Source organism: Marinobacter sp. DUT-1, from assembly GCF_050379415.1.
GTDB lineage: Bacteria > Pseudomonadota > Gammaproteobacteria > Pseudomonadales > Oleiphilaceae > Marinobacter.
In genome coordinates this window covers 16,108-33,270 of sequence record NZ_JBNRLS010000008.1, presented here as the reverse complement: position 1 = coordinate 33,270, position 17,163 = coordinate 16,108, and the positions used below count along the sequence as shown (strand labels likewise).

Sequence of the window (17,163 nt, the reverse complement as noted above, 5' to 3'; positions counted from 1 at the left end):
CAGAACTATCCGCAGGTGTTTGATTTCCTTTTGTTTCTTTTCCGTAATATCCCTCTCCAGTCAAACCTTCGCTCGTAACCTCTTGTCATAAAAGGAACTTTTGCAAGACCGACGCCATTTGCGGCGCTTGCATTGTGTATGGCGTGTTTCTATAGTGTGCAGAAGTGGGAAAAAGTGGTTTCTAGTGGTTTTTTGTGGTTTTCAGCTACCCCGAGACGGTGTAAATGAGCAATTTTCTGGGCAGTCATGCCATCAACATGGATGCGAAGGGTCGCCTGGCGATCCCCTCCAAGGTCCGCGAGGAGCTCTCGCAGATCTGTGGTGGCCGCATCGTGGTGACGGCCAATGCTGACGAAGAGCGCTGTCTTCTGGTGTATCCGGAGCCAGAGTGGGAGGTCCTGCGTCCCAAGATTGAAGCCCTGCCCAACATGAACAAGGCCGCCAGACGGCTGCAGCGTCTGTTGCTCGGTAATGCTGCGCCCATGGAGCTGGACTCCGCGGGTCGTATCCTGATTCCACCCACACTTCGAAGCTACGCCCATCTGGAGAAGAAGCTCATGCTGATCGGTCAGGGCAAAAAACTGGAGCTCTGGAGCGAGGAGCGCTGGTTCGCCTGGCTGGACGAGTCTTCAGGCGATGACGACATGCCGCCGGAAATGGAGGCGCTTTCACTATGACTTCCGATCACAACCAGAAGGACGGAGCGGATTACGCCCATCGCTCGGTGCTTCTGGATTCGGCGGTCGATTATCTCGTTGGCGACCCCGATGGCAGATACGTGGACGGCACTTTCGGCCGCGGCGGTCATAGCCGGTTGATCCTGGAGCGCCTGAGCCCGAAAGGGCATGTCCTCGGATTCGACAAGGATCCTGAGGCGATCAGGGTCGCCGAGGCCCTGGCAGCCGAAGACCCGCGCTTCTCCTGGTTCCACGGCTCTTTCGCCGAACTGGCTCTCGCCATGGCTCGCCGTGACTGGGAGGAAATCGACGGTTTGCTGCTGGATCTGGGGGTGTCTTCTCCCCAGCTGGATGATCCGTCCCGGGGCTTCAGTTTCATGCGTGACGGGCCGCTGGACATGCGCATGAATCCGCATCAGTCGCCGAGCGCCGCGGAGTGGCTGGCCAGTGCCGATGAGAGAGACATTGCAGACGTAATCTGGCGATACGGAGAGGAAAGGTTTTCCCGCCGTATCGCCCGTCTCGTTGTGGCGCGTCGTCAGGAAGCGCCCATCGAGACCACAAGGCAATTGGCGGAGCTGGTCAGTGACGCCGTACCGAAAAAGGAAAAACACAAGCATCCGGCAACCCGGACCTTCCAGGCTATCCGCATCTATATCAACCGGGAGCTGGAGGATCTGGAGGTCTGTCTGCAGGCGGCGGCCGAGCGGCTGGCACCCGGTGGCAGGCTGGTTGTGATCAGTTTCCATTCCCTTGAGGACCGGCTGGTGAAGCGGTTCATGCGTGATCTGGCGCGGGGGCCGAAGCTGCCCCGGGGAATACCGGTTACCGCCGATCAGGAGCAGTCGGCGTTCCGGCTGGTGGGAAAGGCCGCCAAGGCCGGGGCAGAGGAAATCAGCGACAACGTCCGGGCCCGCAGTGCAGTGATGCGGGTACTTGAGCGAATCGACAGAAACGATAAAACGCAGGGGAGCGCGTGATCATGGGCGCGGTAGCCATAGAACAACCGGTCAAGACGACAGGGCTGAACAAGCAGAGGGTTCGCGATGGCGTTGCCACCGCGGTGCGCATTTCACAGCAGGTGTTTGATGCTACCCGCCAGAAGCGGGTGCTGGTTTCTTTGGGGCTGATGGCTGTGCTGGTGGCGTCGTCCATCGGCGTGGTGGTGAGCGCCCACGAGAACCGGGAGTTATTCAACACTCTGTCCCAGCTGCAGGCGCAGCGTGACCAGTACCAGAGGGAATGGAGCCAGTTGCTGCTCGAGCAGAGCGCGCTCAGTGCCCACGGACGTGTGGAAGCTCTCGCCTCGGAACGCCTGGGGATGGTTGTTCCGGGTCGCGAGGATATTGTCCTGGTGCCGCTGATGTCGCCGGCATCGATCCGGTAAGCCGATAACAACAACACTCACAAAACGTCAGGGTGATCGAATTGTCCGGTCAGGGAACACACACAACATGGGGCCAACGCGTGGCTGCAGGGCTCAAAGCCTGGCGGTTCGGCACCGTGCTGGGTGTCTTCCTGCTGGTGGTTGCGGCCGTGGCGTGGAGGCTCGTAGACCTGCACGTGGTGGACAACGAGTTTCTGCGTAAGCAGGGGGACGTGAGAACCATCCGCGTCGAGACCATCGATGCCCACCGTGGCGTTATCAGCGACCGTCATGGTGAGCCGTTGGCGGTCAGCACCCCGGTTCAGACGATCTGGGCTAACCCCTCGGAAGCCGACCCGGACGAGCCCCGGCTGACCAATCTGGCGCGCCTGCTGGATATCAGTGAGGCCCGGCTGCGTGAGCGGCTCAGGGATTACGCCGGTCGGGAATTCATCTATCTGCGCCGCAAGGTTCAGCCCTCACTTGCCCGGGACGCGATGGCGCTGGACATCAATGGCATCTACAGCCGGCAGGAATACCGTCGTTACTACCCGGCAGGGGAAGTGACCGCTCACGTTGTCGGCTTTACCAACATTGACGAGCAGGGGCAGGAAGGCATTGAGCTGGCATACAACGACTGGCTCTCCGGGGAGTCCGGGCGCAAGCGGGTGCTCAAGGATAACCGTGGCAGGGTAATCAAGGATCTGACCCTGATCCGGGATGCCCAGCCTGGACAGCAGCTCGAGCTGAGTATCGACCTCCGTCTCCAGTACCTGGCGTATCGTGAGCTGAAAGCAGTGGTTAACGCCCACAAGGCACGTGGCGGTACCCTGGTCATGCTGGATGTGGATACCGGTGAGGTTCTGGCAATGGTCAACCAGGGCTCCTACAACCCCAATGACCGGAGCCAGCTGGCGGCGGAAAACCTGCGCAACAAAGCCATTACCGATCTGTTCGAGCCTGGCTCGACCATGAAACCGATTACCATGGCGGCAGCCCTGGAGTCCGGTCTTTATGAGCCGGGTGACACCGTTGATACTTCCCCCGGCTTTCGCCGATTTGGCCGTTTTACCATCCGTGACCACCGCAATTACGGAGTCCTGGATCTCAGCGGCATAATTGTAAAATCCAGTAACGTGGGGATCAGCAAGATCGCCTCGGAAATCGGTGGCGACGTGATTCGCGATCTTTATAGCCGCCTGGGACTGGGGCAGCCCACCGGCGTGGGTTTTCCGGGCGAGGCCGTCGGGGTGTTGCCGGCTCCGCCCAAGTGGCGTCCGGTAGAGGAGGCCACCTTGTCCTATGGTTACGGCATGAGCGTGAACGCCCTGCAACTGGCGCAAGCCTACATGGTCCTGGCCAATGGCGGCATCCGGTATCCGTTGAGCCTGCTCAAGGTGGACGAGCCGCCCCGGGGGCAGCGGGTACTGTCCGAGGGTGTGGCACACGAGGTCCGGCAAATGCTGGGGCAGGTTGTCGAGAAGGGCACCGGTACCCGCGCCCAGCCCGGCTTTTACACCGCTGGTGGAAAGACAGGAACTGTTCATCTCGTCGGCGCCCGGGGGTATGAAGACAGCTTGTACAAGGCGATTTTTGCCGGTATGGCACCAATAGATAATCCGAGAATCGTTACCGTTGTGGCCGTTGATGCGCCGCAGTCCGGGGAATACTACGGCGGTGAGGTTGCCGCTCCCGTGTTCGCCCGAGTGATGAGTGACGCACTGCGACTGCTGAATGTGAAGCCTGAACTGGAAGTCACCGGCTCGCGCGGCGAGTCGCAGACGACCGGGGAGCGAGGTTAGTCCTATGTGCATCGCATCTCTCAGCACTCTGTTGCATGGCATTGTCGAGGTGCCGTCGGTCTTCGATGTCACCATTCATGGGCTCAAGACCGACAGCCGCGAGGTTCGGTCCGGTGACGCCTTTGTTGCTCTGGCGGGTACGCGAACGCCGGCAGACTTTTATGTCGATAAGGCCATCGAGGCTGGCGCGACCGTGGTGCTGCTGGAATCGGCCATCGCGGGCGAGTGTGCCGAGCATCATGGCGCACTGATCGTGCCGGTGGTCGGGTTGCGGGAGCAGCTTGGTCGACTGGCTGACCGGTTTTTCGAGCACCCCTCGCAACGTCTGCGACTGGTTGGCGTCACTGGTACCAATGGCAAGACGTCGGTCTCCCAGTACATTGCGCGCCTGCTGAAGGATACCGGAACCCCCTGCGGCGTGATCGGTACGCTTGGCTACGGTATGTCAGACGCCCTTCAGCCGGCGACTCACACCACCCCGGATGTGGTTCAGGTCAATCGGGTGTTGTACCGGATCCTGGCCCAGGGTGGCCGGGCCGCGGCCATGGAGGTGTCTTCCCATGCACTCGATCAGGGTCGGGTGGACAAGCTCACCATGACCGGTGCGGTCTTCACCAACCTGACCCGCGATCACCTGGATTACCACGGGTCGATGGAGGCCTATGGTGCTGCAAAGGCAAAGCTGTTTCAGCGCGAGGAGCTGCACTTTGCGGTGATCAATTTCGACGACCCGTTCGGACGCCAGTTGTATGGCCAGCTGGAGGGTAAGTGCGACCGGGTCAGGTACAGCCTGCACGAGGCTCAGACCGAACTCTGGCTCAGAGAGTTCCACCCGACCGACGAGGGATTCGAGGCCTCGGTCGATGGCGAATGGGGTGCCTTCGATATTCGCGTTCCCCTGATGGGCAGCTTCAATGCCAGCAATGTACTGGCAGCGATGGCGGCAGTCCTGAGCCTTGGCGTGCCGGCGGATCGGGTCCGGGAAGCCGTTGCACGGCTGGTGCCGCCACCGGGTCGTCTGGAACGGTTTTCCGGAAGCAATGGTATCCGGGTTGTGGTGGATTACGCCCACACGCCAGATGCACTCTCCAATGCATTGTCAGCGCTTCGCCCGCACGTGGCAGGCCGACTGATCTGCGTGTTCGGCTGCGGTGGCGACCGGGATTCCGGAAAGCGTCCGGAGATGGCCCGGGAGGCCGAGCAGTTGGCGGATGAGGTCATTGTTACCGATGACAATCCTCGTGGGGAGAGTCCCGGGGCCATTGTCGGGGATATCCTGGCCGGCTTTGATCGTCCGGAACAGGTCACGGTGATTCATGATCGTGCCGAGGCCATCCAGAGTGCCATTGCCCGGGCCAGCCCGGACGATCTGGTGTTGGTTGCCGGTAAGGGGCATGAGGCCTATCAGGAAATTGCCGGCCGGAAACTGCCGTTCAGCGATACCGAACAGGTCCGGCATTGCCTGAAGCTTAACGGAGGCGTGGCATGATGCGCGCCTTTGCGCTGGCCGAAGCCCGTGACTGGACTGGTGCCCGATGCGCCACGCAGGCACTGGAGTCTGTCCGGTTTGAAGGCGTATCGACCGATACCCGTACGCTGGCGAAAGGAGATGTGTTCGTTGCCCTTCGCGGTGAGAATTTTGATGGCCACCGGTTCCTGGCCAAGGCGCAGGAGGCTGGTGCGGTGGCCGTGGTGGTGGACACCGAGAACAGCGAGATCAGCATCCCACAGCTTGTCGTGCAGGATACAGTCGAAGCTCTGGCCCGTCTGGCGGAGGGCAACCGCAATGAGAGCCAGGTGCAACTTGTGGCTGTCACAGGAAGTAGTGGCAAGACCACGGTCCGGGAGATGACCGCGGCGGTGCTGTCGAAAATGGGGCCGACCCTGGCAACCGAAGGCAACCTGAACAATCACATTGGGGTACCACTGACGCTGTTCCGCCTGGCCCCGGAACACCGGTTTGCCGCCATCGAACTGGGTGCAAGTGGCGTGGGTGAGATCGCCCACACCGTTGCTGTAGCCAGGCCTCAGGTGGTCATCCTCACCAACGCCGGCCAGGCTCACCTGGAAGGTTTCGGGAGCTATGAGAACATTGTCCGGGCCAAGGGAGAGATCATCGAAGGCGTCGCCGAGGGTGGCCTGGTGGTTCTGAACCGGGACGATCCCGCTTTCGACCAGTGGCTTGCGCGGGCGGGAGACCGCCGCGTGGTCAGTGTCAGTCGCCTGGGACATCCGGACGCGGACTATAAGGTATCGGACGCCGGAGTGTCCGGCGTCGGGCAGCAACTGACAGTGACTGGCCCCGATGGCTGGTCCTGCACGCTGACGCTCTCGTTTCCGGGGGAGCACAACCGGAGTAATGCCCTGATGGCGATTGCCGCGACCCGGGAACTCGGGGCTACCGATCAGCAGCTGGAGGAAGGCCTGGCCGGCGTCCATCCAGTGAAGGGACGCCTGCAGCTGCTGGAGCTGGGGCGGGGATTGACCCTGATCGACGACAGTTACAATGCCAACCCGGCGTCCATGAGAGCTGCGGTGGCAGTGCTTGCTGAACGGGCTGGTCAGCGAGTGGCGGTCTTTGGGGCTATGGCCGAGTTGGGGCCGGATGCCCGGGCCCTGCACGCCGAAGTGGGAACCGCCGCTAAAGAAGGGGGCATCGACCGCCTGATGGTAGTGGGCCCCGGTTGCGAAGGTTATGTGGATGGATTCGGGCCGGAAACCGAGCAGTTTTCGACCCATGAAGCGGCAGTGAATGCCATTGTCAGTACCCTGGATTCTGAAACCACCGTTCTGGTAAAGGGTTCTCGCAGTTCCGCCATGGATCGCGTGGTGGAGGGAATTAAAGAAAAGGTGAATAACTAATGCTGCTCTGGCTAACAGAGGTTCTATCACAATATTTTTCCGAACTGACGGTGTTTCAGTACCTGACGCTGCGCGCGATTCTGGGGATTCTGACTGCGCTGCTTATCTCGCTGATTATCGGTCCGATGATGATCCGCAAACTCAGTCAGTACCAGATCGGTCAGGCGGTACGGGATGACGGTCCCCAGACCCACCTCAGCAAGGCGGGAACTCCGACCATGGGCGGCGCGCTGATCCTGGTGGCCATCGCCATCAGTACCTTGCTGTGGGCTGACCTGACCAACCGTTATGTGTGGATCACCCTGCTGGTTACCATGGCGTTTGGTGCCATTGGCTGGGTCGATGACTATCGCAAGGTGGTGGAACGCAATCCGCGGGGGCTGCCAGCGAAGTGGAAATACTTCTGGCAGTCGGTGATTGGCGCCAGTGCGGCGATTTTCCTGTATTTCAGCTCCGCGCTGCCCCAGGAAACCTCATTGTATCTTCCGTTCCTGAAGAACGTCTCCCTGACCTTGGGCCCGGTGCTGTTCATCCTGCTCAGTTATTTCGTGATTGTAGGCAGCAGCAATGCGGTGAACCTGACCGACGGCCTGGATGGTCTGGCGATCATGCCTACGGTCATGGTGGCAGGGGCCCTGGCGGTTTTCGCTTATGTATCCGGGCATTCCCAGTTTGCCAATTACCTGCTGATTCCCCATCTGCCCGGAACCGGTGAGCTGATTATCTTCTGTGGCTCCCTGGTGGGTGCGGGCCTGGGATTCCTGTGGTTCAACACCTATCCGGCCCAGGTTTTCATGGGCGATGTGGGGGCACTGGCCCTGGGGGCTGCACTCGGCGTGGTGGCGGTCATTGTGCGCCAGGAAATCGTGCTGTTCATCATGGGCGGGGTCTTCGTAATGGAGACCATCTCGGTGATTCTGCAGGTGGCGTCGTTCCGCCTGACCGGACGCCGGATTTTCCGGATGGCGCCGCTGCACCATCATTTCGAATTGAAAGGCTGGCCGGAACCCCGCGTTATCGTGCGGTTCTGGGTGGTCACTGTGGTTTTGGTCCTGATTGGCCTGGCCAGTCTGAAGATACGATAGGGTAACGCTACGGCTATGAGTGTCATTGCTTCGGATCGTCGCACATTGGTGGTAGGGCTCGGCAAGACCGGGCTCTCCTGCGTGCGCTACCTGTCCGAACAGGGGCGGGAGCTCGCGGTGGCGGACAGCCGCACCGCGCCGCCGGGCCTGGATGAGCTGCGTTCGGACTGGCCGGAGGTGCCGGTTCACCTGGGGGCGTTCGATGCCGAACTGTTCGCCGGGTTCAACGAGCTGGTGGTCAGCCCGGGCATCAGCATAGCCGAGCCGGCCATCGCAGGCGCGGCCGAACGCGGCGCCCGGATCCGGGGCGATATCGACCTGTTCGCCGAGGCGGCGGATGCGCCGATTATTGCCATCACCGGCTCCAACGGCAAGACCACGGTCACCACGCTGGTGGGCGAGATGGCGAAGGCGGCCGGACGTAAGGTGGAAGTTGGAGGCAACATCGGCACTCCGGCCCTGGACCTGCTTGGACGCAGCGCCGATCTCTACGTGCTGGAGCTGTCGAGCTTCCAACTGGAGACTACGGACGAGCTGAATGCCCTGGCTGCAACGGTTTTGAATGTCAGCGATGACCACATGGACCGTTATCCGAACAAGATGGCCTACTTTCAGGCCAAACAGCGGATTTTCCGGGGTGCCAGGAATGCCATCGTCAACCTGGATGATGCACTGAGTACCCCCATGGCCCGCGACACCCTGCGGTTCCTGTGTTTCGGTTTTCACCGGGTGAACCCGGACACCTTCAGTACCCGGGACGACGACCAGGGTACCTGGATCACCTTCGGGTTCGACAATCTGCTGCTTACCAGTGAGCTTCGGCTACTGGGCCGCCACAACGTCAGCAATGTCATGGCAGCGCTTGCCCTTGGGCATGCAGCCGGCTTCCCGATGGACGTGATGCTGCAGGTCGCCCGCGAATTTCGAGGGCTGCCCCACCGCTGCGAGTTCGTTCGCAGTTTCGAGGGCGTTGACTACATCAATGACTCCAAAGGTACCAACGTGGGGGCTACGGTGGCGGCCATCGAGAGTCTGGCCCCGGAGCAGGGCAAGGTGGTCCTGATTGCCGGCGGTGATGGCAAGGGGGCGGACTTCGCACCCCTGGAGGCGCCGGTCGCGCTGTATGGCCGGGCGGTGGTGGTGATCGGCACGGATGCAGACCGGATAGCCGATGCCATTGGCAGCGGCGTGCCGACAGTTCGGGCCGGGACCCTGCGTGACGCGGTATTGGCTGCCCGGAAAGAGGCCCGGCCGGGTGACCGGGTGCTACTGTCACCGGCGTGTGCCAGTTTTGACATGTTCCGTGACTACCTGGATCGCGGTGACCAGTTCCGAACCCTGGTGGAGGCGCTGTGATGTCAGCCGGAATCAGCCTTTCGAACCGCAGCAGCTGGCTGGGTGAGATCCAGCCTCTGCCGGTGCTGGTGATCAGTGCGGCAGCATTGCTGGTGGTCGGTGTGGTGATGATTTCATCCGCGTCCATGGACATGGCGGCGGAAACCATGGGTAACAGCTACCACTATGTGATCCGCCAGTTGCTCTTTGCCGCCATGGGCGGTGGCTTGGCCCTGGTGGCGGTTAATGTGCCGGTTGCCTGGTGGGAACGCAGTGGCTGGTTGCTGCTGGGCATCGGTCTGCTGGTGCTGGTGCTGGTGCTGACGCCCATGGGGCGCACGGTTAATGGATCCACTCGGTGGATCCCGTTTGGCCTGTTCAACGTGCAGGTGTCCGAAGTGGCAAAACTGTGTCTGATTGCCTACCTCGCCGGTTACGTGGTGCGCCGGCGGGACGAGCTGCTCAATACCTGGCCCGGCTTTCTGAAGCCGCTGGTGGTGTTGGGAGTGGCCTCGGTCCTGCTGGTTATCCAGCCGGATTTTGGTGCCACGGTGGTACTGGTGACGGCAGCGGCCGGCATGATCTTTCTCAGTGGCGTCCGGTTGACCCGGTTCCTGCCGTTGATCGCGATCCTGGTGGCCCTGGGGACTGTGCTGGTGCTGACACAGCCATACCGGTTGAAGCGGGTGGTGAGTTACCTGGATCCCTGGAAAGACCAGTTCGATACCGGATACCAGCTGACCCAGTCGCTGATAGCCTTCGGCCGTGGTGAGTGGGCTGGTGTTGGCCTGGGGAACTCGATCCAGAAGCTGTTCTATCTGCCCGAGGCCCATACCGACTTCATCTTCGCGATCATTGCCGAAGAATTCGGTCTGCTGGGGTCGTTGCTGGTACTGGCCCTGTTCACCGTCCTGGTGGTTTCAGGCTTCGTGATTGCCCGCCGGGCGGAGAAGGCTGAAATGCCGTTTGGTGCCTGTTTTGCCTATGGCCTGACACTTCTGATCGGGCTGCAGGCCGGGATCAACATGGCGGTCAGCACCGGGTTGCTGCCGACCAAGGGCCTGACCCTGCCGTTGGTGAGTTATGGCGGGTCGAGTCTGATGATTACCTGCGTGTGCCTTGGCGTACTCGCACGCATTGAAATGGAACGGCTGGACAAGGTGCGTGTGGCCAGCGAGAAAAACGGTCCAAAGAAACGGGGAGGGGCGGTGTATGACTGAATCCCGTCGCTTCCTGATGATGGCAGGCGGCACCGGGGGGCATGTGTTCCCGGCGCTGGCCACTGCCCGGGCCCTCGAGGCCAGGGGGCATGAGGTCTACTGGCTGGGCGCCACCGGTGGAATGGAGCAGAGGCTGATTGGCGATACCGATATTCCGTTGTCACTGATTCATATTTCGGGCCTGCGGGGCAAAGGCAAGCTGGCCCTGCTGCTGGCGCCGTTCCGCCTGATGCGGGCCCTGGGAGAAGCGTTTACGGTCGTGCGCCGGATTCGCCCCGACTGCGTTGTCGGCATGGGCGGATTCGTGACCGGCCCCGGGGGCCTGGCCGCCTGGCTGACCCGCAAGCCGCTGGTGATCCACGAGCAGAACGCGATCGCCGGGATGACCAACCGGATTCTGGTGCGGTTCGCCGACACCGTGCTGGAGGCCTTCCCGGGTAGTTTCGGGGCAGACGTGGTGACCCGATGCACAGGTAACCCGGTGCGCCAGGATCTGGCCAGTCTTCCGGAGCCAAAAACCCGCATGGCTGGCCGTTCCGGTCAGCTGCGAGTCCTGGTGGTCGGCGGTAGCCTGGGTGCCCGGGTGTTCAACCAGCAATTGCCCGAGGCCCTGGCCCTGATCCCGGAGGCGCATCGGCCGGAGGTGCGTCATCAGTGTGGTGAGAAGAACCTGGATGAAGCGAGAACCGCCTACGAGGCACAGGGTGTTGCGGCCAGTATCGAGCCGTTTATCAGGGATATGGCCGAGGCCTACAGCTGGGCAGATGTGGTCATCTGTCGCTCGGGAGCGCTGACGGTCTCCGAGCTTTGCGCGGCGGGTATCGGTGCCGTACTGGTGCCGTTTCCCCATGCCGTGGATGACCACCAGACGGCCAATGCTAAGCAGATGGTGGATGCGAAGGCGGCGGTGCTGATTCCACAACCAAAGCTGACACCGGCAGTTCTGGCTGAAACCCTGCAAGACCTGGCAAAGGACCGGACCAGGGTCATGAATATGGCGAAGGCTGCACGAACGCTGGCCCGCCCGGATGCAACGGAGAGAGTCGTGAATTACTGTCTGGAGGCCGCCAATGGCTGACGCAACCAATCCGCCACTGGTCTATCAGGTGCCGGAAATGCGCCGGATCCGCCACATCCACTTTGTCGGGATCGGTGGCGCCGGCATGAGCGGCATTGCCGAGGTCCTGAAGAATCAGGGCTATGAGGTTTCCGGCTCCGACCTGAAAGAAGGGCCGGTGACTGACCGCTTGAAATCCCTCGGTGTCGAGGTCCAGATCGGGCACCGGGAAGAGAACAGTGCCCGGGCGGATGTTGTCGTGGTGTCCACGGCAGTCAAGTCTGACAATCCGGAAGTGACGGCGGCCCGGAGCCGCAGGGTTCCCATCGTGCCGCGGGCCGAGATGCTGGCGGAGATTATGCGCTACCGCCACGGAATTGCCGTGGCCGGCACCCATGGCAAGACCACGACCACCAGCCTGATTGCCTCGGTACTGGGTGAGGCGGGGCTTGATCCCACCTTTGTGATCGGCGGCAAGCTGAACAGTGCCGGCACTAACGCCCAGCTGGGAGGTTCCCGCTACCTGGTGGCGGAAGCGGATGAGAGCGATGCTTCCTTCCTGCACCTGACTCCGGTGATTTCCGTGGTGACCAACATCGAGGCCGACCATATGGACACCTATGGTGGTGATGTTGAGAAGCTGAAGCAGACTTTTGTGGATTTTCTCCACAATCTGCCGTTCTACGGCGTGGCCGTGATGTGTGTGGATGACGGCTATGTGCAGGAAATCATTCCGAGGATCTCCCGGGCCATCGTCACCTACGGTATCGACAACCCGGAGGCGGATTACCGGGCCGAGCAGATTACCTCCGATGGCCTGAAAACCCGTTTTGTGGTCAAGCGCCCGGGTGGTCGCAGTGATCTGCCGGTAGAGTTGCGGATGCCGGGTCGCCATAACGTGCTCAATGCCCTGGCCGCCATCGCCGTTGCCACCGACGAAGGGGTGGCGGACGACGCCATTTGCAAGGGGCTGTCCGGATTTGCCGGCGTTGGCCGCCGGTTCCAGGTGTACGGCGATTACCAGACCCCGAAAGGCACCGTCACCCTGGTCGACGATTACGGGCATCACCCGACCGAAGTGGAGGCGGTGATCCGTGCCGCCCATGACGCCTGGCCGAACCGCAGGCTGGTGATGCTGTATCAGCCACACCGGTATACCCGCACCCGGGACCTCTACGAGGACTTCGTCCGGGTGCTGTCGGAAGTGGACGGTCTTCTGTTGATGGACGTGTATTCCGCTGGTGAACCGGCGATCCCGGGTGCGGATGGCCGCTCCCTGTGCCGAAGCATTCGCCAGCGCGGCAAGGTGGAGCCGGTGTTTGTCGAGGACAACAGCGAAATCGAGAGCCTGCTGGCCAATGTGCTGCAGGATGGCGACCTGCTGATTACCCAGGGCGCTGGAGATATTGGTGGTGTGGCTGCCCGGCTGGCGGCAGCGGGGGTGATTTCTGGTGACTGATATGCACCACAGCGAGATTCAGGATTATCAGGCAGATCCGGAGCTGGTGAAGGCGCTGGGTCGGGTTGCCGTGTTCATGGGTGGCGATTCGGCCGAACGCGACGTTTCCCTGAAGAGCGGCAAGGCTGTGCTGGCGGCCCTGCAGTCTGCCGGCGTGGACGCGTTCGGGGTGGATGTCCGGGGTTGCCTGCTGAAAGCCGTCGAGGATCCGGATTTCGACCGGGTGTTTATTGCTCTGCATGGCCGGGGTGGTGAGGACGGAACACTGCAGGCGATCCTGTCCCAGGCCGGTATTCCCTACACCGGTAGCGAGATGCTGGCTTCGGCCCTGGCCATGGACAAGCTCCGCACGAAGTATGTGTTCGAAGGTTGTGGCCTACCGACGCCGAAATTCCGGGCCATGACCGCCGAGGACGAAGCCGGCAGGATCATGGCCGAGCTGCGGCCGCCCCTGAGCGTCAAGCCGGCGCACGAGGGGTCAAGCATCGGCATCCGCAAGGTGCGGTCCGAATCTGAACTGGTAGAGGCTTACCGGGCTGCTGCGGCGATGGATGATCTGGTGTTGGTGGAGGAGTGGATCGAGGGGCCGGAATTCACCGTGAGCCTGTTGCAGGACCGGGCCCTTCCGGCCATTGGTCTGAGTGCCAGTACCGACCATGCGTTTTACGACTATGAGGCCAAGTACCTGGCGGACGACACCCATTACCGGATTCCCTGCGGCCTGGCGCCCGAGGATGAGCTCCGGCTCCAGCACCTTGCCCTGGATGCGTTCCGGGTGGTGGGTTGCAGGACCTGGGGCCGGGTGGATGTCATGCAGGATGCCGATGGCCGTTTCTGGCTGCTTGAGGTGAACACCGTGCCCGGCATGACCGACCACAGCCTGGTGCCGATGGCGGCACGGGCGGCAGGTATTGGTTTTGAGGAACTGGTGGTGCGGATACTCCGCGACACCCTGGAGGATGCCAATGCTTGAGAACCTGCTGATCCGGAGTCGGGCGTTTCCGTCCGAGCCCCCGCGGCGCCGGGGGGCGACGTCCCTCGGTCCCGAGCGGGACCGGTTTGGTGTTCTCAAGGGCATTCTGGCTGCGGTGCCCTGGTTGCAGGTGGGGCTAGGAGCCTTGATCGTGTTGCTGGCAGCCCTGGTGCCCTGGGGCACCGGCAAGGTTCTGGGCGCGATGGACCAGCAGATCCTGGCGATCGATGTTAACGGTGACTTTGTCGGGGACAGTCGGGTGGCGATCGAGCGGCAGGCAGGCAACTGGATCGGGAAAAGCTATTTTGCGACCGATCTGTCGGACATCAAGGAGGAGCTGGAGCAGCGCCCCTGGGTGGCTTCTGCGGCGGTTCGCCGGGTCTGGCCGGATCGGCTGGTGATCAATATCCGGGAGAAGAAGCCGCTGGCGTACTGGACCGATGGTCGCCTGGTCAGCCGCACCGGTGAGCTGTTCACACCGCCGAATCCCGAGGTGGCGGGCCGTCTGCCCCGGCTGGCAGGTCCGGACGAGCGGGTGCGGGAGGTGATCGGGATGGCGCAGACCATGAACGATCGGCTGGTCAGTCACGGACTGGGTTTCGCCGGCCTGGCACTGGAGGCCCGGGGTGCCTGGACCCTCACCCTCGCGAATGGCATCGAGGTGGTACTGGGAAGGGATCAGGTGGATGAGCGTTTTGAACGTTTCATGACGGTTTATGAGACCCGGCTGGCTTCCCGGTCGGACGAAGTCAGCAAGGTGGATGCCCGCTACACCAATGGTGTGGCGGTGCAGTGGAAGCAGGCGGTAGCGGCTTCCGGACCGAAATCATAGCAATTTAACGACAGACCAACGGTTTGGTGGAACACATGTCATCGGTTGAAACGGAAAACATGATTGTTGGCCTCGATATCGGAACCTCGAAGGTGGTTGCGATCGTCGGCAAGCGCAAGATGGACGGCACCATTGAAGTGGTGGGGATCGGTTCCCACCCGTCCCGGGGCCTGAAGCGCGGTGTGGTGGTCAATATCGAGACCACCGTGCAGGCCATCCAGCGCGCTGTCGAGGAGGCCGAGCTCATGGCCGGCTGCCGGATCCACTCGGTGTATGCGGGAATCGCGGGCAGCCACATCAAGAGCCTGAACTCCCATGGCATCGTGGCCATCCGCGACCGGGAGGTGACCCAGGCGGATATCGACCGGGTTATCGACGCTGCCCAGGCGGTGGCTATTCCCGCCGACCAGAAGATCCTGCATATCCTGCCGCAGGAGTTCGTGATTGACAGTCAGGAGGGCATCAAGGAGCCCATGGGCATGTCCGGTGTCCGCCTGGAGGCCAAGGTGCATCTGGTGACCTGTGCGGTAAACGCCGCTCAGAACATCGAGAAATGCGTCAGGCGCTGCGGTCTGGAAGTGGATGACATCATTCTGGAACAGCTGGCCTCCAGCCACGCCATCCTGACCGAGGACGAGAAGGAGCTTGGAGTTTGCGTAGTGGATGTCGGCGGTGGCACCACCGACATCGCGGTGTTTACCGGCGGTGCTATCCGTCACACCGCGGTGATCCCGATTGCCGGGGACCAGGTCACCAACGACATTGCCATGGCGTTGCGGACTCCGACCCAGAATGCCGAGGAGATCAAGATCAAGTATGCCTGCGCGTTGACCCAGCTCGCAGGTGCCGATGAAACCATCAAGGTGCCGAGCGTCGGCGACCGTGCTCCGCGTGATCTTTCGCGGCAGGCACTGGCCGAAGTGGTGGAGCCCCGTTACGAGGAGCTTTTCACCCTGGTGCAGTCGGAACTGCGCCGGTCCGGATTTGAGGACCTGATTCCCGCAGGCATCGTGATAACCGGCGGTTCCTCCACCATGGAAGGTGTGGTGGAACTGGCCGAAGAGATCTTCCACATGCCGGTCCGCCTGGCTTCTCCGCAGGCGGTGTCCGGTATGACGGAAGTGGTCAACAACCCGATCTACGCCACTGGCGTCGGGTTGCTGATCCATGGCTTCCGCCAGATGGATCTCGGGCGGGCGCCCGTGCTCAAGGGGGAAGAGGCCCCCTCGCTGTTTGAGCGCATGAAAGCCTGGTTTACCGGTCACTTCTGACCGGCCGGGACAAGCAGTACACGAAGGTATCTCGAAAACATAAATCTCGAAAAAACAGCCTGGATAGGCTGTCTACAGCACGAAGGAGTAGGGGAAATGTTCGAACTCGTCGATAATGTCCAGCAAAATGCTGTCATTAAAGTCGTCGGTGTTGGTGGTGGCGGTGGTAATGCCGTACGTCACATGCTCAACAGCGACGTTGAAGGTGTGGAATTTATCTGCGCCAACACCGATGCCCAGGCGCTGACCGATCTGGATGCCCGGCAGGTAATCCAGCTTGGTGGCAACATTACCAAGGGGCTGGGTGCCGGCGCCAATCCGGAAGTAGGGCGTCAGTCGGCCCTGGAGGACCGTGACCGCATCGCCGAAGCCCTGCAGGGCGCCGATATGGTGTTCATCACCGCAGGCATGGGTGGTGGTACCGGTACCGGAGCCGCCCCGATCGTTGCCGAGGTGGCCCGGGAACTGGGTATCCTGACGGTGGCGGTCGTCACCAAGCCCTTCATGTTCGAAGGTGGCAAGCGCATGAGCGTCGCCGAAGAGGGGCTGAAAGAGCTCGAAGAGAGCGTTGACTCGCTGATCACCATCCCCAACGAGAAACTGCTGGCGGTCATGGGCAAGAAAACCAGCCTGCTGGATGCTTTTGCCTCGGCCAACGATGTTCTGCTGGGCGCTGTGCAGGGTATTGCCGACCTGATTACCCGCAATGGCATGATCAACGTCGACTTTGCGGACGTGAAGACGGTGATGTCCGAGATGGGCATGGCGATGATGGGTACCGCCCGTGCCACCGGCGAGAACCGTGCCCGGGAAGCCGCGGAAGCCGCCGTGCGCAGCCCACTGCTCGAGGACATCAATCTCCAGGGCGCCAAGGGTATCCTGGTCAATATCACCGCCGGCATGGATCTCAACCTGGGCGAGTTCTCCGAGGTTGGCGACATTGTGCGTGAGTTCGCGTCCGATTCCGCGACCGTCGTGGTCGGTACCGTGATTGATCCGGAAATGACCGACGAGCTCAAGGTGACTGTTGTTGCCACTGGCCTGGGCGGTGACCGTGAAAAGCCAACGAAGGTTGTCGACAACACCCGTACCCTGGATGGCAAGACCGACTACAACCAGCTGGATCGTCCGGCGGTTCTGCGTCGTCGTGCGGTGTCCAGTGGTAATGTGGCTATCGATCAGAACAAGGAAAGCGAAGAGCAGGGCGTGGACTATCTCGATATT

Annotated in this window: 14 protein-coding genes and 1 pseudogene; all 15 read left to right on the top strand. The window is 61.6% G+C overall.

The window, feature by feature from the left end; all coding sequences use genetic code 11:
• Positions 1 to 224: 224 nt before the first annotated feature.
• The gene (gene mraZ, locus ACQUTG_RS17940) at positions 225 to 677 is read left to right on the top strand and encodes a division/cell wall cluster transcriptional repressor MraZ (protein ID WP_113860877.1); all 453 of its coding nucleotides are present in this window, start codon (positions 225 to 227) and stop codon (positions 675 to 677) included.
• Positions 674 to 1,657 (top strand): 16S rRNA (cytosine(1402)-N(4))-methyltransferase RsmH, encoded by a 984-nt coding sequence (gene rsmH, locus ACQUTG_RS17935; RefSeq protein WP_428920687.1) that lies wholly within the window; start codon positions 674 to 676, stop codon positions 1,655 to 1,657. Before mraZ ends, rsmH begins: the two co-directional genes overlap by 4 nt.
• Before the next feature lie 2 nt (positions 1,658 to 1,659).
• Positions 1,660 to 2,064, top strand: coding sequence for a cell division protein FtsL (gene ftsL, locus ACQUTG_RS17930; RefSeq protein ID WP_428920686.1), 405 nt, complete (start codon positions 1,660 to 1,662; stop codon positions 2,062 to 2,064).
• 41 nt (positions 2,065 to 2,105) lie between these two features.
• Entirely contained in the window at positions 2,106 to 3,845 is a 1,740-nt protein-coding gene (locus tag ACQUTG_RS17925; RefSeq protein ID WP_428920685.1) for a peptidoglycan D,D-transpeptidase FtsI family protein, read from the top strand.
• A 4-nt stretch (positions 3,846 to 3,849) separates the two neighbouring features.
• On the top strand, positions 3,850 to 5,334 hold the full coding sequence (locus ACQUTG_RS17920; protein WP_428920684.1) for a UDP-N-acetylmuramoyl-L-alanyl-D-glutamate--2,6-diaminopimelate ligase: 1,485 nt from the start codon (positions 3,850 to 3,852) through the stop codon (positions 5,332 to 5,334).
• Entirely contained in the window at positions 5,331 to 6,707 is a 1,377-nt protein-coding gene (locus ACQUTG_RS17915) for a UDP-N-acetylmuramoyl-tripeptide--D-alanyl-D-alanine ligase (RefSeq protein ID WP_428920683.1), read from the top strand. The genes ACQUTG_RS17920 and ACQUTG_RS17915 overlap by 4 nt, the downstream gene beginning before the upstream one ends.
• Complete coding sequence (gene mraY, locus ACQUTG_RS17910) at positions 6,707 to 7,792, top strand: phospho-N-acetylmuramoyl-pentapeptide-transferase (RefSeq protein ID WP_428920682.1); 1,086 nt, start codon at positions 6,707 to 6,709, stop codon at positions 7,790 to 7,792. The genes ACQUTG_RS17915 and mraY overlap by 1 nt, the downstream gene beginning before the upstream one ends.
• Positions 7,793 to 7,807: 15 nt before the next feature.
• Positions 7,808 to 9,148: a UDP-N-acetylmuramoyl-L-alanine--D-glutamate ligase gene (gene murD / locus ACQUTG_RS17905; protein WP_428920681.1), complete on the top strand. Its 1,341-nt coding sequence runs from the start codon at positions 7,808 to 7,810 to the stop codon at positions 9,146 to 9,148.
• Entirely contained in the window at positions 9,148 to 10,347 is a 1,200-nt protein-coding gene (gene ftsW / locus ACQUTG_RS17900; RefSeq protein ID WP_428920680.1) for a putative lipid II flippase FtsW, read from the top strand. Before murD ends, ftsW begins: the two co-directional genes overlap by 1 nt.
• Entirely contained in the window at positions 10,340 to 11,425 is a 1,086-nt protein-coding gene (murG, locus tag ACQUTG_RS17895; protein WP_428920679.1) for an undecaprenyldiphospho-muramoylpentapeptide beta-N-acetylglucosaminyltransferase, read from the top strand. The genes ftsW and murG overlap by 8 nt, the downstream gene beginning before the upstream one ends.
• Entirely contained in the window at positions 11,418 to 12,863 is a 1,446-nt protein-coding gene (gene murC, locus ACQUTG_RS17890) for a UDP-N-acetylmuramate--L-alanine ligase (protein WP_428920678.1), read from the top strand. Before murG ends, murC begins: the two co-directional genes overlap by 8 nt.
• 1 nt (position 12,864) lies before the next feature.
• The gene (locus tag ACQUTG_RS17885; RefSeq protein ID WP_428920697.1) at positions 12,865 to 13,836 is read left to right on the top strand and encodes a D-alanine--D-alanine ligase; all 972 of its coding nucleotides are present in this window, start codon (positions 12,865 to 12,867) and stop codon (positions 13,834 to 13,836) included.
• On the top strand, positions 13,829 to 14,668 hold the full coding sequence (locus tag ACQUTG_RS17880; RefSeq protein ID WP_428920677.1) for a cell division protein FtsQ/DivIB: 840 nt from the start codon (positions 13,829 to 13,831) through the stop codon (positions 14,666 to 14,668). Before ACQUTG_RS17885 ends, ACQUTG_RS17880 begins: the two co-directional genes overlap by 8 nt.
• 35 nt (positions 14,669 to 14,703) lie before the next feature.
• Positions 14,704 to 15,939: a cell division protein FtsA gene (gene ftsA / locus ACQUTG_RS17875; RefSeq protein WP_343815020.1), complete on the top strand. Its 1,236-nt coding sequence runs from the start codon at positions 14,704 to 14,706 to the stop codon at positions 15,937 to 15,939.
• A 96-nt stretch (positions 15,940 to 16,035) separates the two neighbouring features.
• A pseudogene (ftsZ, locus tag ACQUTG_RS17870) lies at positions 16,036 to 17,025 on the top strand (cell division protein FtsZ); the annotation flags it as partial.
• Positions 17,026 to 17,163: the final 138 nt, after the last annotated feature.